The following is a 23,301-nucleotide window of genomic DNA, read 5'->3' as shown; positions in this document are numbered from 1 at the left end:
GGCGTGCCGGGCACCTTCCCCGCAGCGGCGTCGGGTCCGCGACGCCGCCCGGCGAGCGGCCGGACGGCCCGGACGATCGGGCGGTTCGTGGTGCCGACCCTGGTCGCGGCGCTCTTCGCCGCTCCACTGTGGTTCATGGTGGTCGGCTCGCTCCGCCCCGCCGGCCTCCCGCCGCCGCGTACCCTGGAGGTTCTGCCGCCCGAGCCGACGCTGGCCGCGTACGCCCGGCTGCCCGAGCTGATCCCGCTGTTCCGCTACCTGGCGAACTCGGCGCTGGTCGTCGCGCTCGCCGTACCGCTGACGGTGCTGGCCGCCTCGTTGACCGGGTTCGGGATCCGGCTGCTCGGCCCGGCAGCCCGGCGCCGGGTGGTGCTCGGCCTGCTGGTGGTGCTGCTCGTCCCGGTCACCGCCGTATGGGCGACCCGGTTCGAGCTGTTCCGGCTGGTCGGGGTGGTCGACACGTACCTGCCGCTGCTGGCGCCGGCCCTGCTCGCGGTGAGCCCGTTCCTGGTGCTGCTCTACGCGTGGAGCTTCGGTGGCGTGCCGGAGAGCCAGCTCGAGGCGGCCCGGCTGGAGGGCGCCCGGTGGCTGTCGGTCTGGCGCCGGGTGGCGCTGCCCCAGGTACGCCCGACCACCCTGGCGGTGGCGGTGCTCGCCTTCACCTACCACTGGGCCAACTTCATCGACCCGCTGCTCTACCTGCACAGCGGTGACCGCTACACGTACGCGCTCGGGTTGCAGTTCCTGCGCCTGCTGAACCCGACCGACTGGCCGCTGCTGATGGCCGGCTGTGTCGTGGCGACCCTGCCCTGCGTACTGGTGTTCCTGCTGGCCCAGCGGATCCTGCTCGACGACGATCCGTTGGCGGCACTGAGTTCTGGAGGACGCAGATGACCCGATCCTGGCGGCGCTGGGCCGCCGGCCTGCTCGTCGCCGGCCTGCTCGCCGGCTGCGGCGCGGACGATCCCGGGGAGAGCGCCGGGATCACCGTCGTGCTCTTCGGCGACGCCGAGGAGATCGCCGGCTACCGGACGATGATCGAGGCGTTCGAGAAGGCCACCCCGGACGTGGACGTCACGCTCTCCCCGGTGGCCACCCAGGACGAGCTGATGGCCCGGCTGACCACGGCGTTCGCCGGCGGCACCCCACCCGACGTCTTTCTGCTGAACTACCGCCGGTACGGCCAGTTCGCCGCGCAGGACGCGATCGAGCCCGCACAGTCCTATCTGGACTCCAGCGGGGCGCTGGCCGAGGGCGACTTCAGCAGGGCCGCCCTGGACGCCTTCCGGTTCGACGGAAAGACGCTGACCTGCCTGCCGCAGAACCTCTCGTCACTGGTCGTCTACTACAACGCCGACCTGTTCCGCGCCTCCGGCGTGACCCCGCCGAAGGCCGGCTGGACCTGGGACGACTTCCTCGGCACCGCGAAGGCGCTCACCCGGGACGGCCGGTACGGGGTGGGCGTCGAGCCGAGCGTGCCCCGGCTGGCGCCGTTCGTCTGGTCCAACGGCGGTGACCTCGTCGACGACCCCGACCGGCCCAGCACGCTCACCCTGACCGGCGCGCCGGCCACCCGCGAGGCGGTCGACTGGTTCCTCGACCTGCAACTGGTGCACCACGTCGTACCGCCGGACGCCGAGGAGCAGAGCGAGTCGAGCGAGGCGCGGTTCCTGCGCGGCACGCTCGGCATGTACCTGAACAGCCGGGTCGCGGTCCCCACCCTGCGTACCGTCAGGGACTTCGAGTGGGACGGGGCACCGCTGCCGGTCGCGCCGGGCGGGAAACCGGCGTCGATCCTGCACAGCGACGCGTACTGCATGAGCGCCGGGCGGCCCGACCACCGCGACGCCTGGCGGTTCATCGAGTTCGCGATGGGTGCCGAGGGGCAGCGGATCCTCGCCGCGTCGGGGCGTACGGTGCCGTCCCGGCTCGACGTCGCCCGCTCCGACGAGTTCCTGAAGCCGAGCCTGCCGCCACGCTCCTCGCAGGTCTATCTCGACGCCGAGCCGCACCTGCGGGCCACCCCGCGCACCGCCACCTGGTCCCGGGTCGAACGCGAGACGGACGCCCTGCTGGAGGAGGTGTTCTACGGCCGGGTCGGCCGCGAGGAGGGGCTGCGCCAACTGGAGGAGAAGGTACGGCCGCTGTTCCGGGACCCGCCGCGGTGAGTACCGACCGGGGCGCGATCCGGCTGGAGGCGCTGGGTAAGGCGTACGGCTCGGTCACCGCGCTGCGCGAGGTCGACCTCGACGTGCGGGCCGGCGAGTTGCTGACCCTGGTCGGGCCCTCCGGCTCGGGCAAGTCGACGATCCTGCGACTGGTCGCCGGACTGGACCGGCCGGACTCCGGCCGGATCCTCGTCGACGGCACCGACATCGCGCCGGTACCCCCGCACCGGCGGGCCGTCGCAATGGTCTTCCAGGACTACGCCCTCTACCCGCACCTGACCGTACGCGGGAATCTGCTCTTCGGGTTGCGGGTCCGCCGGGTGCCGAGGGCCGAGGCGGAGCGGCGGGCCCGGGCCGCCGCCGAGCGGCTCGGCATCGCCGACCTGCTGGACCGCTATCCGGACCAGATGTCCGGCGGGCAGCGCCAGCGGGTGGCGCTGGCCCGCGCCCTGGTCCGGGAGCCCACCGTCTATCTGCTGGACGAGCCGCTGGCCAGCCTGGACGCCCAGCTCCGGTTCGCCACCCGGGCCGACCTGCTCGCCGTGCACCGCGATCTCGGCACCACGATGGTGCACGTCACGCACGACCAGGCCGAGGCGATGACCCTCGGCGACCGGCTGGCGGTGCTGGACGCCGGCCGAATCCGCCAGGTCGGCCCGCCGCAGCAGGTCTACGACGAACCGGCCGACCTGGTGGTGGCCGGGTTCCTCGGCAGCCCGCCGATGAACCTGGTGCCCGGCGGCGGCGTGCTCGGCGACGCCCCCGGGCTGACCGTCGGGGTACGTCCGGAGGACATCGCCGTCGACCCCGACGGGCCGGTCGAGGCGACGGTGGAGGCGGTGGAGGCGCTGGGCAGCGAGGCGATCCTGCTCACCCGCTGCCCGGACGGCACCCGGCTGGCGGTCCGGACCGGACCCCGGCACGGGCTGCGGGCCGGTGCCGGGCTGCGGCTGCGCCCCGACCCGCGCCGGCTGCACCGCTTCGACACCGAGACCGGACAGCGCCGAGCAAGTGTCGCCGAGACCGGCCAGCGCCGAGCAAGCGTCGCCGAGACCGGCCAGCGCCGAGCAAGCGTCGCCGAGACCGACCGACGTCGATGAGCAGTCGGTCCCGGCGTCCGCTCACCCCGTGGATGTTCCTCGCCCCGTACGGCGTCGCCGTGCTGCTGCTGATCGCGCTGCCGGCGCTGCTCAACGTCGGGTACGCCTTCACCGACCACACCGGGCTGACCCGCGACCCCCGGTTCACCGGGCTGGCCAACCTGCGCCGGCTCTTCGCCGACGAGTTCTTCCTGGACAGCCTGGAGGCGTCGCTGTTCCACGTCGCGGTCTCGGTGCCGCTGCGGCTGCTCGCGGCGGTCGGGCTCGGCCTGCTGCTCGCCGCGCCGAGGCCCGGCGGCAGGTGGTTCCGGGTCGCCGTCTACCTGCCGACGGTGATCCCCGACGTGGCGCTGGCGGTGCTCTTCCTCTGGGTGCTCAACCCGCTCTACGGCCCGCTCAACCAGCTCCTCGGGCTGGTCGGGCACCCCGGCTACACCTGGCTGGCCGAGCCGACCACCGCCCGGGTCGGAGTGGTGCTGATGCTGCTCTTCCCGATCGGGGAGGGCTTTCTCGTCGTCCTCGCCGCCCGCCGCCTGCTCGACGGGCGGCTCTACGAGGCGGCGGCGCTGGAGGGCTGCGGCCCGTTCGGGCAACTGCGCCGGCTCACCCTGCCGCTGCTCGCCCCGGTGCTGGTGCTGCTGGCGGTCCGGGACACGATCCTCACCCTCCAGGTCAACTTCGTGCCGGCGTACGTCCTCACCGACGGCCGCCCGGCGAACGCGACCCAGTACCTGCCGGTCTACATCTTCGACCACGCCTTCGAGTTCTCCGGATTCGCCTACGGGGCGCTGCTGACGATCGTCCTGATGGTGATCAGCGCGGCCGTCATCACCGTGCAGTTGCTCGCGGTACGACGCTGGCGGGTGCTGCGCTGACCGTGGCATCCTGCACCGATGAGATCCCGGGTGCTCGTGCTCGCCGTCGCCGTGCTGGGGCTCGCCGGCTGCGGTGGTGACGGCGGTACGGGCGGGTCGGCGACCACGGACCGGAACGAGGCCATGCTGGCGAACCTGCCGAGCTGCGACCGGGTGCCGATGGACGAGGGCACCGAGGTCACCGCCGAGGTCGCCGGTCTGGTGCTGCCGGAGGGCGCCCGGGTGACGAGTACGGCCGCGCAGGGGGCGCTGACCACGGTGGAGGCGACGGTCCGGCTGACCCCGCTGGACGTACGGGCGCACTACCAGGAGCGGACCGACATCGAGCTGCTCAGCGTCGAGGACGAGGTCTTCGAGTCCGAGGTGCTGCTCCGGGCCCAGGACCGGCGGATGTACCTGCGGGCCACCGCGCTCTGCGCCGACGGCACCGCGCTGACCGCCGTGGTCGGCCCCGACTCCGACGACGCGGGCCTGCCGGGGTTCCGCAGCGGCGGCGGATAGCACCCGGCCTGGGGGGTTGGCCCGGAGGTCGAAATGGGACAGCGGTTCATTGACCTTGATCCGCGATCAATCTAGCCTGGCCGCACACCGACCGGACTCGGATCGCACTCCGGTGTGGACAGGAGAGCCCGCATGAAGGCCACACCCCGCCCACCTCGCCGCGGCACGGCAGTCACCGCGACCCTGGTACTGCTCGCCGCTGGCGCCCTCGCCTCCTCGTCGTCGACCTCCCGAGCCCCGCAACCCACCGATCAGCTCTCCCTGGCCACCAGCATGCCGACCGGCCCGATGGAGATGCCCGCCGAGTGGATGACCTCGCAGCGGCTCAGCGACGGCAGCCGGGAACTCTCCGCCGCCAAGTACGTCAGGGCCCGGGGCGAGGCGGACGGGATCGCCGTGCGCAGCCGGGGCGCGTACCACGACCTGGCCCGGCAGAAGTGGCACTTCTTCGGCCCGACCAACATCGGCGGCCGGGTCGTCGACATCGCCGTCGACCCTTCGGTCGACGACCAGATCTTCGTCGCCGCCGCCTCCGGCGGGATCTGGAAGTCCCGCGACGCGGGGATGACCTACGAGTCCGTCTGGCCGGGAAACTGGGTGCAGAGCATGGGCGCGGTCGCGATGACCCGCAGCGGAGTGCTCTTCGCCGGTACCGGTGAGGCGCAGCCGGGCGGTGGCTCGATCACCTTCGGCGGGGACGGGGTCTACCGGTCGTACAACCGGGGCAGGACGTGGCAGCGGGTGGGGCTGACGGAGAGCCACGCCATCGCCCGGTTCGCCATCGACCCCCGCAACGAGCGCCGGATCTTCGCCGCCGCCGCCGGCAACCTCTTCAAGCCGGGCGGTGAGCGGGGCGTCTACCTCTCCGAGAACGGCGGCAGCAGTTGGCGCCGGGTGCTCACCCCGCCGAACGGCACCACCGGGGCGACCGAGGTGCTGATCGACCCGACCAACCCGAACCGGGTCTACGCCGCCCTCTGGGACCACCTGCGCGAGCCGCACCAGCGGACGTACGGCGGGCCGGGCTCCAGCCTGTGGCGCTCCGACAACGGCGGCCGGAACTGGCAGCGGATGACGAACGGGCTGCCGACCGACGCCGACCAGGGCCGCTGGGGCCTGGCGCTGGCGCCGAGCGACCCGAAGCGGCTCTACGCGTACGTCGGCACCGCGCTCGGCCCGTTCCGGGCGTTCTACCGCTCCGACGACGGCGGCGACACCTGGACCCAGACCCCGGTCACCGCCAACCAGGCGTCGCAGTCCACCTTCAGCTGGTGGTTCGGCAAGCTCTGGGTGGACCCGTTGGACGCCGAGCACGTCTTCCTGGCCGGGGTGAACCTGGTGCGCTCGACCGACGGCGCGCAGACCTTCGCCTCGGTCAGCGGGGTGCACGCCGACCAGCACGTGATGCGCTGGGACCCGAAGGTGCCGGACCGGGCCTACCTCGGCAACGACGGCGGGATGTACCGCTCCGACGTGAACGGGGTCGGCGGCTGGACCAAGGCGACGTACGAGCCGTACACCCAGTTCTACACGGTCGACGTCGCCGAGACCGATCCGGCGCTGAAGGTGGCCGGGGCGCAGGACAACGGCTGTAACCGGGGCTACAACGGGGTGGGCGGCCCCTGGGACGCGATCGGCTGCGGCGACGGGCTCCAGGTGGTCATCCACCCCGAGGCGTCGAACATCGTCTTCGGGTGCAGCCAGTACGGCTCCTGCTACCGCTCGGAGAACAGCGGCGGCACCCCACGGCAGACCATCGGCACCAACCAGACCGTCTCGGACCGGCGCAACTGGCAGACGCCGCTCCAGTTCGACCCGAGCGACCCGGACGTCATGTACTACGCCGGCAACATCGTCAACCGGTCCACCGACAACGGCCGGACCTGGACGGCGATCAGCCCGGACCTGACCGGCGGCGGCCCGAACGACCCGAACGGCTACCCGTGGGGCACCGTCACCACGCTTGCGGCGGCGCCGACCGACGGCAGCAAGCTCTACGTCGGCACCGACGACGGCCGGCTCTGGTGGACCGACGACACCGGGCAGAACTGGCACCAGGTCGATCCGGCGGAACTCCCCGGCACCTGGGTCACCCGGGTCGCGGTGCACCCGAAGGACAAGAACATCGCGTACGCCACCTTTTCCGGCTTCCGGTCCGGCAGCGACCGCCCGCACGTCATGGTGACCCAGGACGGCGGTCGTACCTGGACGGACATCGGCCGGGGCCTGCCGGACGCGCCGGTGAACTCGGTCATCCCGACCTCTGACGGCCTGCTCGTGGTCGGTACCGATGTCGGGGTCTACCTCTCGGCGTGGAACGGCGGGGAGTGGGCGGCGCTCGGCACCAACCTGCCGCAGGCGGCCGTGATGTACCTGCGGTATCACGAGCCGACCCGGCAACTGACCGCCGCCACCTTCGGCCGGGGCGTCTACGACATCAAGGTGCCCCGGTGCCCGGGAGCGTCGACCCGGCTGCCGCTGCGCAAGCCCGGGGTGGGGGTCGTCGGCGCACTCGCCTCCTGCCGGGCCCGGTGAGCAGGAGCGCAACCTAGCGGTACTGCCCAGGGCGGGGGTGTGGACGAGTTCCACGCCCCCGCCCCGCGGTGTTCCGGCCACTGGCGATCCAGGGACGACGCTCGGGCAGGGACCGGTCGTCTATACCTGGTTCATGGGGACGGACGGCATCTCGGTCGGTATCGTCGGCGGCGGCATCGGCGGGCTCAGCGCCGCCCTGTCGCTGCTCCGGGCCGGCTTCGACGTCCAGGTCTACGAGCAGGCGGCGACGCTCTCCGAGGTCGGTGCGGGCGTGCAGGTCAGCCCGAACGCCTCCCGGATCCTGCACCGGCTCGGCCTCGCCGCCGAGCTGGCCCGGACCGGCGTACGGCCGGTGGCGCTGCACCAGCGCCGCTGGGCGGACGGCCGGACCCTGCTGCGCGCACCGCTGGGCGCGCCGATGGAGGCGGCGTTCGGCTACCCCTACTACCACCTGCACCGGGCCGACCTGCTGGCCGCGCTGGCCCGGGCGGTACCGGCCGACCGCCTGCATCTCGGACACCGGCTCACCGGTCTGACCGAGCACGGCAACTCCGTGACGGCCCGGTTCGCCGGCGGTGCGCGGGCGGAGTGCGACGTGCTGGTCGGCGCCGACGGCATCCACTCGACGGTCCGCCGGGAGCTGTTCGGTGCCGAGGCGCCCCGGTTCACCGGCTGCGTCGCGTACCGGGGACTGGTGCCGGCGCACCGGCTGCGCCATCTGGACCTGGAGGTGTCCGGTCAGGTCTGGATGGGACCCGGGCGGCACTTCGTGCATTACTTCGTCAGCGGCCGTCGGCTGGTCAACGTCGTCGCGGTGCTGGAGCGGGACGCCTGGACACGGGAGTCCTGGACGGACCGCGGCGACCTCGGCGAGGCGCTGGCCGCGTACGCGGACTGGCATCCGCAGGTCCGCGCCATCCTGTCGGCGGTCGACGAGACGTACGTCTGGGCGCTGTTCGACCGCGCGCCGCTGCCGCGCTGGTCGGTCGGGCGGGACGCCTCCGTCGTGGACCTGTAGTCCGGGGTGAACCGGACGGCCCCGCCGTGCCGGATCCGGACGGGCCGAGGAACCCATTCGGAGCCACCGGCCGGTCGGATGGCTGGCTGACGGCAATCTCACAGCGGCCCGTCACAGACGCGCTCCCCTCCGAATGGCCGGCAGACGACATGACCGTCCGCACCCTTGGAGGGAAGATGAGCACCACACCTGGGCCGGTCGCACGGCCGGGGCCCGCGCGGCGGGTGAGCACGGCGCTGGCCGCCGCGACCTGCGTCGCCCTCGCCGGAGCGGTGGCCGGCCTCGGGCCGACCACCGCCGGGGCGTCCAGCCACCGCGAGGCACCGCTGGTCGCCACGGATCCGGCGATCGACAATACCGACCTGTACGCCTTCGTCAGCCCCGAGCGCCCGGGCTATCTCACGTTCATCGCCAACTGGACACCGTTCGAGGAGCCGGACGGGGGCCCGAACTTCTATCCGTTCGCGACGGACGCGGCGTACAACATCAAGGTCGACAACGACGGCGACGCCAGGCCGGACGCGACGTTCCGGTGGACGTTCCAGAACGTCGACCGGCGGGGCGGCTCGACGTTCCTCTACAACAACGGCCCGGTCACCTCGCTGGACGACGAGAACCTGCTGTTCCGGCAGACCTACAAGCTGGAGTCGTCGTTCGACGGTGAGCCGTTCAAGACCCGGGTCACCGGCGGGCCGGTCGCACCGTCCCGGGTCGGCAACGCCTCCATGCCGGACTACGCCAAGCTGCGCCGGGACGCCACCACCACGCTGCCCGGTGGCTGGAAGGTCTTCGCCGGCCAGGCCGACGACCCGTTCTTCCTGGACCTGCGGGTCTTCGACCTGCTCTACGGCGGGGACCTCAGCGAGACCGGCCAGGACACCCTGGCCGGCTACAACGTCAACAGCATCGCCCTGCAGGTGCCGTTCTCGGACGTGGCGCTGCGCGGCGACCCGAAGCGCAACCCGGTGATCGGCGTCTGGGCGACCACCGACCGGGCCCGGGTGCGGATCTCCGGCAAGGTCGGCGACGTGCCGCGCAGCGGCGACCGGGTGCAGGTCTCCCGGCTGGGCAACCCGCTGGTCAACGAGGTGGTGGTGCCGGCGAAGCTGAAGGACGCGTTCAACTCGCTGCCGCCGGAGAAGGACGCCACCATCCCCGAGGTGGTGGCCCGGGTGACCAACCCCGAGCTGCCCCGGTTGATCGAGACCAGCTACGGCGTACCGGCTCCGGCGACGCCCCGGCAGGACCTCGTGGAGATCTTCCTGACCGGGATCACCACGAGGACACCGGACGGTCCGATCAAGGTCGACCTCAACTCGCAGCTCAACAACCAGGACGTGTCGCCGGGCCGGTTCCAGCCCGCCGAGATGCTCCGGCTCAACCTGTCGACGCCGGTCGCCGCGACGCCGAACCGGCTGGGCGTACTCGGCGGTGACCTCCAGGGCTTCCCGAACGGACGGCGGCTCACCGACGACGCCGTGGACATCGCGATCCAGGCCGTCGAGGGGGCGGCGCAGACCGGCAAGCTGGTCGACGCGCTCGCCGCCGGAGACCGGGTGGACGCGAACGACAACGGGTTCGGCGGCTCCTTCCCGTACCTGGCCCTGCCGAACGTCGGCGCGGTCAACAAGGGCGGTGGCACCGGGGCCGGCGCCGGGGCGGCTCGGGACGGCGGCGACCAGGCTGCCGGATCGCCGCAGCCCGCCGACCCGTCGGTGACCCCGGGCAGCCTCGCCGGACTGGCCAGCCGGGACGGCGGCGACACCCCCGCGACGATGGTCGCGACCACCGTCGCCTGGGGTCTCGCCGGGGTAGCTGCCGCGCTCGGCACGCTGCTGCTGGTCGGCTGGCTGCGCTGGCGCCGCCGACCCGCGCCGGTCGACTCCGGGCCCACCCAACCGCTGTAGCACCCGGCCGCCGGGGCATGGCGGGTCGCGTGCCGGCCATGCCCCCGGCCCGGAGACCGAAGGAATCGCGGAGGAGAGGAAGCGGAGAGATGAGGCGGCTACTGCGAATCCGGGTCCGTTCCCTGGTGGTGCTGGGACTGGCCACCGTGCTGCTGCTCGGCGTCGGCGGGGTGCTCGGGCTCCGTGCACCGGCACCGGCGGCGGTCACCGGCGAGGTCGTACCCCGGGTCGACCGGCTCGCCGTGACGATCGACCGGGCACAGGAGCAGCTCCGCCGGGTCCCCGGCGACCACCGGAGCTGGGCGGCGCTCGGCCTGGCGTACCTGGAGAAGTCCCGGATCACGGCGGACCCGAGCTGGTTCGGCAAGGCCGAGGGGGTACTGCGCCGGTCCCTCGCGGTACGCCCGGACGGCAACGACCCGGCGCTGGCCGGGCTCGGCGCCCTGGCGAACGCCCGGCACGACTTCGCCGGTGCTGCCCGGCACGCCCGGCAGGCGTTGCGGATGAACCCGTACAGCGCGGAGGCGTACGCGGTGCTCGCCGACGCCGAGACCCAGTTGGGCCGGGCCGATGCGGCGACCGAGGCGGTGCAACACCTGCTCGACCTGCGCCCCGGGCTGACCGCGCTGACCCGGGCCGCCTACGACCGGGAGCAGCGCGGCCGGATCTCCGAGGCGACCGCCCTGCTGCGGCAGGCCCTCGACACCGCTCTCGATCCGGCCGATGTGGCCTTCTGCCGCTACCACCTCGGCGAGCTGGCCTGGAACGTTGGCGACCTGGCCGGCGCGGAGCGGGAGTACGCCGCCGGCACCGCCGCCGATCCCGGCTATCTGCCGCTGCTCCAGGGCCGGGCGAAGGTGGCCGCCGCCCGGGGCCGGCTCGACCAGGCCGTCGCCGGCTACGCCGACCTCACCGCCCGGTCACCGACCCCCGGCTACCTCCTCGAATACGCCGACCTGCTCGACGCCGCCGGCCGGCCCGCCGAGGCCGACGCGCAGCGAGAGCTGGCGCATGCCGCGCACCAGCTCTTCACCGCCAACGGCGGCACCGACGCCCTGACCGGGGCGGCTCTCGCGCTGGCCCGGTCCCGTCCGGCCGAGGCGCTGACCCTGGCCGGCCGGGAGTGGCAGCGGCGGCAGTTCGCCGAGGTCGCCGACCTACTCGCCTGGGCGCTGCACGCGAACGGGCGGCACGCCGAGGCGCTCGGCTACGCCCGCCGCGCCGAGTCGCTGGGCGCCCGCAACGCCCGGTACGCCTACCACCTCGGAATGATCGAACTCGCCCTCGGGGACCGGGTGGCCGCCCGGCGCGACCTGGGGCGGGCGCTCGACGTCAACCCGTACTTCTCCACACTGGACGCGCCGGCCGCCGCCCGCGCCCTCGCCGGACTGGGGTCAGCATGAGACGGATCGCGCTACTGGTCGTCGTCGGACTCTCGCTGGGACTGGCCGGTGCACTGGCCGTCCCGCCGCGCCCGGCCGGCGCGCACCCGCTGGGCAATTTCTCGGTCAACCAGTCGGCGGCGGTGGAACTCCGCCCCGACCGGGTCGCGGTGGCCGCCGAGGTCGACCTCGCCGAACTGCCGACGTTGCAGGAGTCCGGCACGATCGACTCGGACGGCGACGGCAGCGCGAGCGGGCCGGAACGCGCCGCGTACGCCACCGCCGGCTGTGCCGGGCTCGCCCGGGACTTCGAGGTCACCGTCGCCGGCCGCCGGCTGGGCTGGACGGTCGGCGACACCGCCTTCGAGTACGCCTCCGGCACCGCCGGGCTGCCCACCAGCCGGCTTCGGTGCCGGCTGACCGCCGATGCCGTACTCGGCTCGCCGACGACGGTCGAGATCGTCAATCGGTACCGGGTCGACCGGGTGGGCTGGCGTGAGCTGACCGCCGTCGGCTCCGGGGTGCGGATCGTCGACTCCCCGCTGCCGGTGGCGAGTGTGAGCGAGGGGCTGCGGGCGTACCCGGAGGACCTGCTCAGCTCCCCGCTGGACGTACGCGCGGCGCGGCTGCGGGTGGAGCCGGGTGCTGACCTCGGGGTCCCGGGCGGAGGCGGCCCGCGCCGAGGCGCGGTACTTCGCGGAGGAGGTGCTGCGGGTCCGGGTGCCGCGACGGTGGACGGCGGCTCGGCGTCCGCCTCGGGCGAGTCGTCGTCGGCCGTCGCCGGCTGGACGGCGGATGCCGAGCGGCGGTTGCGTGACCTGGTCGGCAGCCGGCAGTTGACGCCGCTGGTCGGGACGCTGGCCGTGCTGCTCGCCCTGGTGCTCGGCGCGGCGCACGCCGCACTGCCCGGCCACGGCAAGACGGTGATGGCCGCCTACCTCGCCGGCCGGGCCGGGCGGCCGAGGGACGCCGTGGCGGTCGGCGCGACGGTGACGCTGACGCACACCGGCGGGGTGCTGGTGCTCGGCCTGCTGCTGACCACGGTCGCCGGACTGGTCGGCGAGACGGTGCTCGGCTGGCTCGGCGTGGTCAGCGGCGGCCTGATCGCGGTGGTCGGGTCGAGCATGCTGCTCGACCTCGTCCGCCGTCGTCGCGCCCGCTCGGCCGTCGACCACCACCGAAACCACACCCACGCGCACGCCCAGGATCGGGCCAATGCCCACCCGCACGGCCACGCCCACGGGCACGACCATCCGCACGGCCACGCCCACAGGCATGACCACCCGCACGCCCACGGGCACGACGACACGCACGCCCACGGGCACGACGACACGCACGGGCATGACGACACGCACGGCCACGCCCACGGGCATGACCACCCGCACGGTCACGGGGCGGGGCGGCACCACCATCATCACAGGCCCGGCCGGCTCGGCATCCTGGGGCTCGGCGTCTCCGGTGGACTGGTACCCAGCCCGTCCGCCCTGGTGATCCTGCTCGGCGCGATCGGTCTCGGGCGTACCGGATTCGGGGTGTTGCTCGTGGTCGGCTACGGCGTCGGCATGGCCGCCACGCTGACCGCCGCGGGCCTACTGGTGGTCCGGCTGCGCGAGCGGTGGGACCAGCGGCGGCGGCGCGACCGGTTGACCCGGCGGTGGCGTCGGCTCGCGGCGCTCGCCTCCGCCGCACCGCTCGGCACGGCCGGGCTGGTGCTCGTCGTCGGACTGGTCCTCGCCGGCCGTGCCCTGGGCAGCGTCGTCGTCTAGCGACGGCGCCCGGATACCGGCAGATCCGTGGATACCGATCCGGCGGATCGTCGTGTCGAATACCACTCGTGGTCCGGGTGGACCACCGAAGGAAGGCTGGTGCCATGACGGATCCCAGCGGCGCGCGGCGCCGGCCCGACCACCTCACCCCGGTACCCTCGGCCCGGCCCGCGCCGGACGCGGGCCGGGCCGAGGCGGACGGGCTGCTGCGGGCGGTGGCCCTCGGCGACGAGGCGGCGTTCGGCCGGCTCTACGACCTGGTGGCCCCCCGGGTGTACGGGCTGGTCCGCCGGGTGCTGCGGGACCCGGCGCAGGCCGAGGAGGTCACCCAGGAGGTACTGGTCGAGGTGTGGCGCACGGCGACCCGGTTCGACCCGGCGCGCGGCTCGGCGACGAGCTGGATCTGCACCATCGCGCACCGCCGGGCGGTCGACCGGGTCCGGGCCGAGCAGGCCAGTGCCGACCGTCAGGTCAGGGTCGCCGCGAGCCCGGCCGAGACGCCGCACGACGAGGTGCCGGACCAGGCCGCCCGCCGCCTGGAGCAGCAGCAGGTACGCCGCTGCCTCGGTGACCTGACCGAGCTGCAACGCGAGGCGATCACCCTCGCCTACTACGCCGGGCACACCTACCGAGAGGTCGCGGAGCTGCTCGGCGCGGCGCTGCCGACGGTGAAGACCCGGATGCGGGACGGGCTGATCCGGTTGCGGGACTGTCTCGGCGTACTCGGGGTGGAGGTGACGAGGTGAGCGACATCCACACGCTGGTCGGCGCGTACGTGCTGGACGCCGTCGACGACCTCGAACGGGCCGCCTTCGACCGGCACCTGGCCGACTGTCCGTCCTGCGCGGCCGAGGTCGGCGAGCTGCTGGAGACCGCCGCCCGGCTGGCCGACGGTGCCTGGTCGGTGCCGCCACCCCGGCTGAGGGCCGAGGTGCTGGCCCAGGTGTCCCGGACCCGTCAGGAGCGACCGGGGCCCCGGCCGGGCCGGGACGGCCGGACTGCGTTGTCCCGGTGGCGTACGGTCACCGCCGCTGCCGTCGCCGCCGCCGTACTGGCGGTGGCCGCCGGGGTGACCAGCTACTTGGTGCAGCAGCAGCGGGTACGCGACGAGCGGGCGGCCACCGTCGCCGCCCGCACCGAGTTGGACCGGATGCAGGAGGTCCTCGACCAGCCGGACCTGGTGGTCCGGCGCAACGGGCTGACCGGTGGGGGACGGCTGACCGTCCTGAGTTCCCCGGCCCGGGACGCCGGGGTGGTGCTGCTGGTCGGTGCACCCCCGGTCCCGGCCGACCGGGCGTACCAGTTGTGGCTGATGGAGGGGACGACGCCACGACCGGCCGGGGTGCTGACCGCCGGAGCCGGCGACGACAGTGCCGTGCTGGCCGGACTGTCGGGGATGAGCGGGGTCGCGGTGACCGTCGAACCGGCCGCCGGCTCGGCCCAGCCCACCACGTCGGTGCTGACCAGCGTGCCGCTGGGCTGAGCCTGTGCCGCTGGGCTGAGCCGCCGGACTGTCCGTTCAGGACCGCGCGACGGCCCAGGGCGCCGAAGGCAGCACGGACGGATGCCGTCCGCATCACGAACATCACATCGACTTCCGTCAGATTGCTTCAGGTCGATATCGTGGCGCCACGTGTCCGGTACGGGGGAGGGACCATGCGCTATCGCGTTGGCACAGCCATGTCCAGATCGTTCGCCGCCGCCCTGGTGGCCGGGGCGATGACGGTGGGAGGCGTGCTGGTCGGCACGGCACCGGCCACCGCCGCGCCGCCCGGCCTGGTGATCGAGAACGGCGCCACGCAGCCGGTCTTCGACAGGGATGCGGCGATCCAGGAGACCGTCTACGTCAACTCCGGAATGGACAGTGACGGCGACGGCTCGACCGACCGGATCGCCGTGCTGGTGATCCGCCCGGAGGAGACCGAGACCGGGCTCCAGGTGGCGACGGTGATGCACGCCAGCCCCTACTTCGGGGACAGCACCGCGCCGCGCGGCAACCTGATCGTCCCTGCACACTTCACCGCCTGGTACGACGACTACTTCGTGCCGCGCGGCTACGCCGTGGTCGAGGTCGACATGCAGGGCACCGCCGGGTCGGACGGCTGCGCGACCATCGGCGGCCCGGAGGACGTCCGCAGCGCGAGCGCCGCGATCGACTGGCTCAACGGGCGCGCCACTGCCACCTACTCCGACGGTACGCCCGCGGTCGCCGACTGGAGCACCGGTTCGGTCGGCATGATCGGTGTCTCGTACGCCGGCACCCTGCCGATCGGAGTCGCCGAGACCGGCATCGACGGGCTGGAGACGATCGTCCCGATCGCCAGCATCTCCGCCTGGTACGACTACGCCCGCGCCCAGGGCATCGCGTACGGCGGCTTCGGCAGCCGCTACCCCGAATCCCTGGCCCGGTACGTCTCCTCGCCCGCGCACGACGCCGAGTGCGCCGCCCGGTACACCGCGCTCGGCGACTCGGCCGACGACGCGACCGCCGACATGAACGCCTTCTGGCAGCAGCGTGACTACCGGGACGGGGCGGCCTCGGTGGACGCCTCGGTCTTCCTGGTCCACGGCCAGCAGGACGGCAACACCAAGACCACCCAGTTCGGCCGGTACTGGGACGCCATCGCCGCCCAGGGCGTGCCGCGCAAGCTGTGGCTGCACGACGGGGCGCACACCGACCCGTTCGGCAGCGACCTGACCGGGCGGGACACCGTCGGCCGCTGGATGGACCACTGGCTCTACGACATCGCCAACGGGATCATGGACGAGCCGCAGGCCACCATCAAGCGGCCGGGCGGCGTGACGAACACCTACCCGAGCTGGCCCGGGCCGGTCACCTCGACCGACTTCTACCTCGGCGGGCCGGGCACCGGCGCCGCCGGCACCCTGCTGACCGCGCCCGGCCCGGCGGTCAACCAGTCGTTCACCGACAGCCGGGGCCAGCTCGAGTTCGCGATGACCAGCCAGCCGGAGACCGCCAAGCCGAATCGGTTGGTCTACCTCGCCCCGGCGCTGACCACCGCCCGTCGGCTGGCCGGGGCCGGCACGGCCGAGGTCCGGTTCAGCGCCACCTCGACCAGTACGCCGTTGACCGCCCTGCTGGTGCACTACACCGACGGGGTGCCGACCCGGGTGGTGAGCCGGGGCGCCATCGACGCCAAGAACCACAGCTCGCTGACGACCGGTACCCCGCTGACGCCTGGTACCGCCTACACGGTGACGATCCGGCTGGAGCCGAAGGACTACGTCTTCCCGGTCGGCAGCCGGATCGGGTTGGTGCTGGTCGCCAACCACGGTGAATACCTGACCACCGACATGTCGGCCGCCGGGGTCACCGTGCAGCTCTCGCCGAGCCGGCTCACCCTGCCGCTGACGAGCTGACGGCTGTGGCAGCGGAGTGACGCGTCAGACCCGGCTGGAACATCATCTACGCCTTGTCGCACATGATGTTCCAGCCGGGAGTAGTGGCGGCGGACCGGATACGTTCCTGGCGCTGCTGGCTGAGTCCGCGTACCGTCGGGTACACGATGTACCCAATGCGGTGAGGTGGCGCCATGACCGATCAGACCGAACCCACACCAGGCATGCGGGTCGAGCGTCTACGCCGCGCGGCGGGACTGTCCCGGGAACGTCTCGCCGGGCTCGCCGGGCTCTCCCCGACGACCGTCAAGTTCATCGAGAACGGCAAGCGGTCCCTGACCCTGCGCGCCGCGCAGCAGATCGCACCCCACTTGGGCGTCCGGGACCTCGGCGACCTGTTCGGTCCGGCCGTCACCCTGTCCCTCGACGGTCGACCCACCCACCCCGGAGTCGAGGATGTCCGCCGAGCGTTGACCGCGTGGCACGTCAACATCGACGGCGTACCCGCCTCGCCGGAGTATCTGCGGGGCGCGGTTGATTCGGCGTGGCAGACATGGCACACCTCCCGTCATCAGCGGTCTGAGGCGGGCGCGATCCTGCCCGGCCTGCTCGACGCCACCCAGCGCGCCGTGCGGCTGCACGCCGGAGCAGAGCGGCGTCAGTCGCTCGCCATGCTGGCCCAGTCGTACCACCTCGCCCAAGCGTTCTTGGCTTGGCACGGCGACCGCGAACTGTGCTGGCTGACTGTCGACCGGGGTATGGCGGCCGCCCTCGACGCCGACGATCCGATCGCCGTCGCGCAGGCCATCTGGTACGCCGCCCACCTGCTCCGGTCCGTCGGCCGCGGCGACGAGGCGCTTGCCCGGCTCGGCGAAGCGAAGGCGCTCATCGAGCCGCGCGTTGCGGACGGGCCGGTCGAGTACGCCGAAATACTGGCCGACCTGCACCTGTGCTCGGCGTTGACCCGGGCACGGACCGGAGATCAGGGCGCCTGGTCGGATTGGGAGACCGCCCGGAACGTGGTGCATCGAGTACTGCCGGAGAACTTCGTCGGTCTGCGCACCCGGGTCTCCCGGCCACTGGTCGACGTCTACGCGGTGATGTGCGCCGTCGACCTCGGCGACCCGGAGGAAGCCCAGCGGCGGGCGCACTCGCTCGACCCGGCGTCGATACCTTCGACGGAGCGACGCGGGCGACACTACGTCGAACTGGCCCGGAGCGCGGACATCGAGGGCGCGCGGGAAGCGACCCTTCATCTTCTTCACAAGGCCGACGCGACTTCGCCGGAGACGGTCAGGTACAACCCTGCGGCCCGGGACATGTTGGCCCGACTGGCTGCCGAGGCCCCGGCGTCGATCCGGTCCGAGGCGGTTGAGCTGGCTCAACGAGCCGGAGTCACTCCGTAAGGGGTACGCCGTGTATCCGGGTACGTGACGTACCCCTCACCCAGTTGCGCGGTATCTACGGTGACTGCACGGTCGCGGCGCGGATGTCGGACGGGCGGGCGCCCTCAGGTGCCGCGTAGCTGTTCATCCCGCCGTGACCGCCCTCACTGGACGCGACTCCGCAAGCCTGCCGCGTCCGCCGGGCGACACCCTTCCCCCGTTGGGTGCCGCCCGTCCAAGCGGGGCGTGGCGGCCGGATCGGGTTCAGCAGAGGGATCCGGCCGCCATGCCTCCCCGGTTCGACTGGGAGGGACCGATGGGCACGCTGGGAAGGTGGAAGTCCGCTCTCGACGAGTACCGGGCCGACCGGATCTGTGAACGAGCGCAGGCCGAGGAAGACGCCGAAGCGGCCCGCGCCAAGAAACGCGTGCTCGAAGCGGTCCTGGTCCAGCGGATCCCGGCGGGCCTCGTACTTCGCCTCGAACCCACGGACTGGCTGGAACTGATCTCCCCGGCTCTCGACCGCCGACCCCACGTGGTCGTCTCCACGACCCATGAACCGATCATGTATCGGGGGGATGTCGGCTGGCTGCGGGTGTGGGGACACTCGCCCTGGTGCGGCAGGTACCCCGACCACGGTCCGTGCATCACCCTGATGGCCCGGGTCGGCGCCATCCTCGACGCCATGGCCGCCAGATGAAGTACGTCGTGGTGAGGCTGGTCGATCTGCTGCTCGATGCACTCCGGTGGGTCGTCAACGAGCTGCACGGAGTTCGGGACTACCGGCTCGAAGCGGGCCGCTGGCGCCGCGTGGATGGACCCGACCGATGAGCGGCGGGATCGCTGGGGACTGGAGCCCTGCGATCGAGTACTCCGTCGCCCGACTGGCGAGCGACGTGCACGACCGCGGCGGAAGGTGCCTCAACTGCACGCCGGAGGGCTGCCCGGTCCCGCTCTGGGCGGCCGACGTGCTGCGGCGAGAAGCAGCCGTCCGGCTCCTGCGCTCGGGCACGCTGCCCGAGGATGCGACCCTTGACGACCTCCGGGCGGCCCTGGCGCGTGTCCGATGACCGGCACGACGATCTGTATGCCCTGTTGGCTGGCCGTCCGGCCGCCGCTGTCGAGCGACACCCCGCACGACTGTCCCGGAGCGGTCGTCGTCGGCGACGGCCCAGAGGTTGCTGTCAAGAGGTGTGTGTGTCCGGTGTGCTGGCCGGAGGCTCCTGCATCGGAGGCGTTGAGGGAGTCATCGTGAACCAGCGATATGACCGAGCGTTGATCGCTGCTGCCGTCATCGTGGCCGACGGCCGGGTGCTGCTGGTGAGGCGGCGTGTGAACGAAGGCCAGCTCTCGTGGCAGTTTCCGGCGGGGGAGGTGGAACCGGAGGAGTCCGCCGAGGAGGCCGCAGTCCGGGAAACCGGCGAAGAAACCGGCCTAACGGTCCACTCGGTGCAGCGCCTCGGCGAGCGCATCCATCCCGCGACGGGACGCAAAATGGTGTACGTCGTGTGCCGGGTGCTGAAGGGGACGGCATACGTCGCGGACGAGGAGGAGCTTGCCGAGGTTGCCTGGTGTAACCGGAGGGAGCTTGTGGAGTACGTACCGTATCCGTTCTACGGTCCGGTCCAGGACTATTTCGACATACACCTCGCCGACTAGTGAGTCAATACCCGAGACATGCGTCGAGGTCGGCAGGTAGCACAGATGGCAGGTAGGGGATGGGGATGCGGCTCTTGAGGGGTGAGGCGTTCGACCACCTGTTCCGTACCTTCGACCGCATCGCCTTCCACCTAGAGGTGCAGGACACCTACCACACCTCGGAGGAAAGCGAACCGCTCCGGCTGTTCCTGGAAGGCAAGCCGGACGACTTCGCCTGGCATCAGCCCTGGCTGAATCTCGTGGCCCAGACCACGGCTGCGGGCCGAAGAGTCGCGCGTGCCCGGGTAGTGACGGTGCCGCACGTCGATTACGTGCGCTGGGGTCTGACGGTCGCGGAGCTGAACATCGCCGCCGGTGAGGACATCCGCTGGCTGCCCCGCCACCGGGCCGATGGCATCGACCTACCGCTCGATGATTTCTGGCTGTTCGACGACAGCCGGGTTGTCTTCACGATCTTCGAGCCCAGCGGCCAGTTCGCCGGGGGCGCGGAGACCACCGACCCGTACGTCGTGGAACGCTGCTGCGCCGTGCACCGGCAGGTGTGGCAGCGGGCCATTCCGCACGCCGCCTACGTCACCGATGGGTCGGTCGGCTGAGTGGGGCGTACGGGATGCAGAGCGGCCCCGCCCGTCCTACCGTGAGGTGATCGCCTAGCGGAAGGTGTCCCGTGCCTGTTCAGGACTGGTTTCTCAGCGAGGCGGAGCGGGACAACCCCGACTCCGCCCTACCCGCCTGGACCGAGGGCAACCTGGCCGAGCCGCTGATCCACGGCGTCAGCTACTTCGACCGGCTCGTCATGGAGGTCGACGCCCTCGAAGAGGGCGACCACGTCTTCTTCACCGACTGGCGGGGCGACCCGGACGAGCGGCTGCGCGACGACGGCCCCACCATCGGCGGGCTGCTCTCCGCCGCCGCCCGGCGCGGCGTCGTCGTCAAGGGCCTGATCTGGCGCTCCCACCTCGACCGATTCACCTACAGCGAGGAGGAGAACCGGCACCTCGGCGAGGCGGTCGAGGCGGCCGGTGGCGAGGTACTGCTCGACCAGCGGGTCCGGCGCGGCGGCTCGCACCACCAGAAGCTGGTCGTACTCCGGCATCCGGCCGAGCCGGAGCGGGATGTCGCGTTCGCCGGCGGCATCGACCTGTGCCACAGCCGGCGCGACGACGCCGACCATGGCGGGGACCCGCAGGCGGTGCGGATGGCCAGGGCGTACGGCGACCGCCCGCCCTGGCATGACGTGCAGCTCGCGCTGCGCGGCCCGGTCGTCGGCGCGCTCGACCTCACCTTCCGGGAGCGCTGGACCGACCCGGCGCCGCTGGACCAGCACGGGCCGATCAGCACCGTACGCGACAAGCTCGACGGCGCGGACCTGCACGCCGATCGGCTGCCGCCGCAGCCGCCCGACCCGCCGCCCTGTGGACCACACCGGATCCAGCTGCTCCGCACCTATCCGGCGATGCGCCCGGCCTACCGCTTCGCCAGGTCCGGCGAGCAGAGCGTCGCCCGTGGCTACACCAAGGCGATCAGGCGGGCCCGCCGGCTGGTCTACCTGGAGGACCAGTATCTCTGGTCCCGGGAGGTGGCGAAACTCTTTGCCGACGCACTCCGCGACAATCCCGACCTGCACCTGGTCGCCGTCGTGCCCCGGCATCCGGACGTGGACGGCCGGCTCGCGCTGCCACCCAACCAGGTCGGCCGCGAGCAGGCCATCACGCTCTGCCGGGAGGCCGCCGCGGACCGGGTGCACGTGTACGACGTGGAGAACCACGCCGGCATCCCCGTCTACGTGCACGCCAAGGTCTGTGTGGTGGACGACGTCTGGTGCAGCGTCGGCAGTGACAACTTCAACCGGCGCTCCTGGACCCACGACAGCGAACTCTCCTGTGCCGTCCTCGACGACACCCACGACGAACGGGAGCCCCGCGACCCGGCCGGCCTCGGCGACGGGGCCCGCCGCTTCGCCCGTGAGTTGCGACTGGCCCTGCTCCGCGAGCACCTGGACCGCACCTCCGGTGACGACGCCGATCTCCTCGATCCGGATTCGGCGGTCGACGCCATCGATGCCGCCGCCAACGCGCTGCGGGACTGGCACGCGGGCGGCCGGCGGGGTCCCCGGCCGCCGGGACGGCTGGTCCCGCACGAGACGAGCCGGCTGCCGTGGCACCAGCGGCTCTGGGCGGTCCCGGCGTACCGGCTGGTCTACGACCCGGACGGGCGAGCCTGGCGGGACCGCCGCGCCGGCACCTGGTAGACCGGAGCGGCGAGACGGGGCACCTGGTGCAGCAGAGCGGGCGCCGGCGACCCACGGGTTTCCGGCACGGCGGCCGTCTCAACAGGGGAGAGGGAGTCGTTCATCGTCCAGGTCCGTACCGAGCCAGCAGAGTGCGGCGCTCACCAGCGCCTGGATGCCGGTCGGCAGCGCGAGTGCGGCGTGCGGGGCGAACCGCGGCGAGTGGTTGCCCGGGATATGTACCAGCTTGGCAGCCGCGTCACCGGCGGCGGCACGCCACTGAGCTGGGCTGATCGTGCCCAGCATCCAGTACCCGGTGGCCACGCCGTCCGCGCCGAACAAGGGGAAGTCCTCGGCGGCGAGCGACGGCGGCCATCCGCCGACCCGGACGGCGCCGAACGCGTCCGCGTGCGCCGCGCGTACCCGGGCGGTGACCGAGGGATCGGGCCGGTTGACCGGGGCCTGTGCGACCACCGCGATGCGGGGGTCGCCGGGTGTGCCGGCGGCGGTGCAAGCAGCCCGGACTATCCGTTCGACCGCGTCCCGCATCTGGCTCAGCGTCGCGGCCGAGTACGCGCGCATCGTGACGCCGATTGTCGCGCTGTCCGCTATCACGTTGGCGCGGCTGCCGGCCGAGAACTGCCCGACGGTGAGCACCGCCGGTTCGGACGGGGCGATCCGCTGGGAACGGATCGTCTGCAACTGCGTCACGATGGAGGCGGCGGTGACCACGGGGTCGACGCAGAGGTGGGGCATCGCCGGGTGTCCGCCCTGGCCGTCGATGGTGATTTCCAGGGTCACCGAACCTGCCGTCATCAGCTCGCCGTGTGCCACCATCCCGGCAGGCAGTGGCGCGGAGTGCTGCGCCAGCGCAACGTCGGGGCGGCCCCAGCGGTGGTAGAGCCCGTCGTCCATCATGGCCGCCGCGCCGAGCAGAGTCTCTTCGGCGGGTTGGCCGACCGCCAGCAGCGTACCCCGCCAGCGCTCCCGGTCGGCGGAGAGCACGGCGGCGGCGCCGGCGAGCGAGGCCAGGTGCAGGTCGTGCCCGCAGGCGTGCATCACCGGGACCTCGGCACCGTCGGCGGTCCGGGCGACAACGCCGCTGGCATAGGACAGCCCGGTTTCCTCGGCAACGGGTAACGCGTCCAGTTCGGCGCGTAACAATACGGTCGGGCCGGCGCCGTTGGTGAGCCTGCCCACCACCCCGTGCCCACCCACCCCGGTGGTGACGTCGAAGCCGGATCCGCGCAGCCTGGCCGCGAAGGCCTCGGCGGTCTGTGCCTCCGCTCCGGACAGTTCGGGGTTGGCGTGCAGGTGCCGGTACAGGCCCAGCGCCTCACGCAGGATGTCGCCGTGCACTGCACCGGTCGGCACCAGCGCCCGGATGGCCATGCGGCAAGTCTTCGTCACCGCGC

20 protein-coding genes are annotated in these 23,301 nt (G+C 72.7%); 19 read left to right on the top strand and 1 reads right to left on the bottom strand.

Going from position 1 to position 23,301, the window contains the following annotated elements; genetic code table 11:
• Positions 1 to 3 precede the first annotated feature (3 nt).
• From ACQEVC_RS41335 to ACQEVC_RS41245, 19 genes are all read left to right on the top strand, one after another.
• Positions 4 to 894 (top strand): carbohydrate ABC transporter permease, encoded by an 891-nt coding sequence (locus ACQEVC_RS41335; protein WP_432889328.1) that lies wholly within the window; start codon positions 4 to 6, stop codon positions 892 to 894.
• Positions 891 to 2,168, top strand: coding sequence for an ABC transporter substrate-binding protein (locus ACQEVC_RS41330; RefSeq protein WP_432889325.1), 1,278 nt, complete (start codon positions 891 to 893; stop codon positions 2,166 to 2,168). The genes ACQEVC_RS41335 and ACQEVC_RS41330 overlap by 4 nt, the downstream gene beginning before the upstream one ends.
• Complete coding sequence (locus ACQEVC_RS41325; RefSeq protein ID WP_432889323.1) at positions 2,165 to 3,268, top strand: ABC transporter ATP-binding protein; 1,104 nt, start codon at positions 2,165 to 2,167, stop codon at positions 3,266 to 3,268. Before ACQEVC_RS41330 ends, ACQEVC_RS41325 begins: the two co-directional genes overlap by 4 nt.
• Positions 3,265 to 4,143: a carbohydrate ABC transporter permease gene (locus ACQEVC_RS41320; RefSeq protein WP_432889320.1), complete on the top strand. Its 879-nt coding sequence runs from the start codon at positions 3,265 to 3,267 to the stop codon at positions 4,141 to 4,143. Before ACQEVC_RS41325 ends, ACQEVC_RS41320 begins: the two co-directional genes overlap by 4 nt.
• Before the next feature lie 18 nt (positions 4,144 to 4,161).
• Positions 4,162 to 4,644, top strand: coding sequence for a hypothetical protein (locus tag ACQEVC_RS41315; RefSeq protein WP_432889317.1), 483 nt, complete (start codon positions 4,162 to 4,164; stop codon positions 4,642 to 4,644).
• A 132-nt stretch (positions 4,645 to 4,776) separates the two neighbouring features.
• Positions 4,777 to 7,179 (top strand): WD40/YVTN/BNR-like repeat-containing protein, encoded by a 2,403-nt coding sequence (locus ACQEVC_RS41310; protein ID WP_432889314.1) that lies wholly within the window; start codon positions 4,777 to 4,779, stop codon positions 7,177 to 7,179.
• 133 nt (positions 7,180 to 7,312) lie between these two features.
• Positions 7,313 to 8,197 carry an FAD-dependent monooxygenase gene (locus tag ACQEVC_RS41305; protein ID WP_432889311.1) on the top strand — a complete coding sequence of 295 codons (885 nt, stop codon included), beginning with the start codon at positions 7,313 to 7,315 and terminating at the stop codon, positions 8,195 to 8,197.
• A 176-nt stretch (positions 8,198 to 8,373) separates the two neighbouring features.
• Positions 8,374 to 10,104 carry a DUF4331 domain-containing protein gene (locus ACQEVC_RS41300; protein WP_432889308.1) on the top strand — a complete coding sequence of 577 codons (1,731 nt, stop codon included), beginning with the start codon at positions 8,374 to 8,376 and terminating at the stop codon, positions 10,102 to 10,104.
• A gap of 89 nt (positions 10,105 to 10,193) precedes the next feature.
• Entirely contained in the window at positions 10,194 to 11,507 is a 1,314-nt protein-coding gene (locus ACQEVC_RS41295; protein WP_432889305.1) for a tetratricopeptide repeat protein, read from the top strand.
• Positions 11,504 to 13,252: a hypothetical protein gene (locus tag ACQEVC_RS41290; RefSeq protein ID WP_432889303.1), complete on the top strand. Its 1,749-nt coding sequence runs from the start codon at positions 11,504 to 11,506 to the stop codon at positions 13,250 to 13,252. Before ACQEVC_RS41295 ends, ACQEVC_RS41290 begins: the two co-directional genes overlap by 4 nt.
• Positions 13,253 to 13,356: 104 nt before the next feature.
• Entirely contained in the window at positions 13,357 to 13,998 is a 642-nt protein-coding gene (gene sigK / locus ACQEVC_RS41285) for an ECF RNA polymerase sigma factor SigK (RefSeq protein WP_432889300.1), read from the top strand.
• Positions 13,995 to 14,735: an anti-sigma factor gene (locus ACQEVC_RS41280; protein ID WP_432889298.1), complete on the top strand. Its 741-nt coding sequence runs from the start codon at positions 13,995 to 13,997 to the stop codon at positions 14,733 to 14,735. Before sigK ends, ACQEVC_RS41280 begins: the two co-directional genes overlap by 4 nt.
• 197 nt (positions 14,736 to 14,932) lie before the next feature.
• Entirely contained in the window at positions 14,933 to 16,633 is a 1,701-nt protein-coding gene (locus ACQEVC_RS41275) for a CocE/NonD family hydrolase (RefSeq protein WP_432889295.1), read from the top strand.
• A 173-nt stretch (positions 16,634 to 16,806) separates the two neighbouring features.
• On the top strand, positions 16,807 to 18,018 hold the full coding sequence (locus ACQEVC_RS41270; protein WP_432889292.1) for a helix-turn-helix transcriptional regulator: 1,212 nt from the start codon (positions 16,807 to 16,809) through the stop codon (positions 18,016 to 18,018).
• A gap of 295 nt (positions 18,019 to 18,313) precedes the next feature.
• Positions 18,314 to 18,697, top strand: a complete 384-nt coding sequence (locus tag ACQEVC_RS41265; protein ID WP_432889290.1) for a hypothetical protein — start codon at positions 18,314 to 18,316, stop codon at positions 18,695 to 18,697.
• Positions 18,694 to 18,828 (top strand): hypothetical protein, encoded by a 135-nt coding sequence (locus ACQEVC_RS41260; protein WP_432889287.1) that lies wholly within the window; start codon positions 18,694 to 18,696, stop codon positions 18,826 to 18,828. The genes ACQEVC_RS41265 and ACQEVC_RS41260 overlap by 4 nt, the downstream gene beginning before the upstream one ends.
• Positions 18,829 to 19,194: 366 nt before the next feature.
• Complete coding sequence (locus ACQEVC_RS41255) at positions 19,195 to 19,656, top strand: NUDIX hydrolase (protein WP_432889284.1); 462 nt, start codon at positions 19,195 to 19,197, stop codon at positions 19,654 to 19,656.
• A gap of 65 nt (positions 19,657 to 19,721) precedes the next feature.
• Positions 19,722 to 20,252 (top strand): DUF6879 family protein, encoded by a 531-nt coding sequence (locus ACQEVC_RS41250; RefSeq protein ID WP_432889282.1) that lies wholly within the window; start codon positions 19,722 to 19,724, stop codon positions 20,250 to 20,252.
• 71 nt (positions 20,253 to 20,323) lie between these two features.
• The gene (locus ACQEVC_RS41245) at positions 20,324 to 21,907 is read left to right on the top strand and encodes a phospholipase D family protein (RefSeq protein WP_432889280.1); all 1,584 of its coding nucleotides are present in this window, start codon (positions 20,324 to 20,326) and stop codon (positions 21,905 to 21,907) included.
• Between the two features lie 78 nt (positions 21,908 to 21,985).
• Here the strand turns inward: ACQEVC_RS41245 and ACQEVC_RS41240 are convergent, their stop codons facing one another.
• On the bottom strand, positions 21,986 to 23,278 hold the full coding sequence (locus tag ACQEVC_RS41240) for an amidohydrolase (protein ID WP_432889277.1): 1,293 nt from the start codon (positions 23,276 to 23,278) through the stop codon (positions 21,986 to 21,988).
• Positions 23,279 to 23,301: the final 23 nt, after the last annotated feature.

The organism is Plantactinospora sp. CA-294935 (assembly GCF_050936445.1).
Lineage (GTDB): Bacteria > Actinomycetota > Actinomycetes > Mycobacteriales > Micromonosporaceae > Plantactinospora.
Note: the sequence above shows the minus strand (reverse complement) of the source record. Positions and strands in the feature narration are given on the sequence as shown.